Below are 927 nucleotides of genomic sequence, written 5' to 3'. Positions count from 1 at the left end.
AGCCATATTAAAGGCTTGATATTTTACTAAATTTTAGGGGATATTTTTGAATTTTGGACACAATAAGACTAGCGCCGTATTGTCATTAAATATGACTTTTTACATATTGTCAACAGAAAAAATCATGATTTTGTGTTTTTTTATTTTTTTGATCAAAATCTGGTGGCTTTAAAAGGTAAAATAATATGCATTGCCGCTATTAGCTTCAATCTTTATATATATTTTTTCTATGTCCAATAGCTAAAACCAACACTACAAGCTCTCTATCGTAAAGATCGCATAGTATTCTGTAGTCTCCCACACGATATCTCCACAAGCCCGACAATTGACCTCTCAAAGGCTTACCTACTACACGCGCATTTTCAAGAGGAGCAACCTGTTTATCTAAAAAATCAACAATCCTCCGAGCCTCTTTTTTATCGCATTTTTTTAAAAAACTGAGAGCTTTTTTTCATATTTAATCGTCCAAGCCAAGCCCTTTCCTCACTTCTTCAGAGCTATAAAAAGTCGCATCTCCATTTCGAATACGTTCTCTTACTTGTGAGGCTAAATAATAATCCTCTGCTTCTTCTATTCCACGTTCAATAATCTCACGTAAATAAAAAGACTTTGTACGTCCTGTCTTAGCAGCTAAATTATTCAAACGTGTTTCGAGATCACTTGGCAATCGAATAGATATCGTCATAACGCAATCCTCATTTTTGTATTCATTGTAATACAAATACAACGTATTGTACAGAAAAACGTTTCACATCACGCTTTTTGCCTTGTTACAGTGAAATGTTTAAGAAGCGTATTAAGAGCAATACGCAGTGAATTAACAAGATATGGTAACGATTGATCTTCTATAACAAGATATTGTAGTGAGGCATAAAGATTATACTGTCTATAAAGGCATTGAGCATCTCTTATTACCTCTTGCGTATT

At 33.8% G+C, this 927-nt stretch carries 1 protein-coding gene and 1 pseudogene; both read right to left on the bottom strand.

The features are described from left to right. Window positions 1–205 precede the first annotated feature (205 nt). Window positions 206–474 (bottom strand): annotated as a pseudogene (locus GQO39_RS08720) (type II toxin-antitoxin system RelE family toxin). Continuing rightward, window positions 458–685, bottom strand: a complete 228-nt coding sequence (gene relB, locus GQO39_RS08715) for a type II toxin-antitoxin system RelB family antitoxin (protein WP_156851797.1) — start codon at window positions 683–685, stop codon at window positions 458–460. The pseudogene GQO39_RS08720 and the gene relB overlap by 17 nt, the downstream one beginning before the upstream one ends. Window positions 686–927: the final 242 nt, after the last annotated feature.

It is taken from the genome of Bartonella refiksaydamii (genome assembly GCF_902652675.1).
GTDB lineage: Bacteria > Pseudomonadota > Alphaproteobacteria > Rhizobiales > Rhizobiaceae > Bartonella > Bartonella refiksaydamii.
Note: the sequence above shows the minus strand (reverse complement) of the source record. Positions and strands in the feature narration are given on the sequence as shown.

What these genes read in the sequence shown, in the direction of transcription:
- relB (WP_156851797.1), bottom strand. Translation starts at nt 685, where the DNA reads ATGACGATATCTATTCGATTGCCAAGTGATCTCGAAACACGTTTGAAT.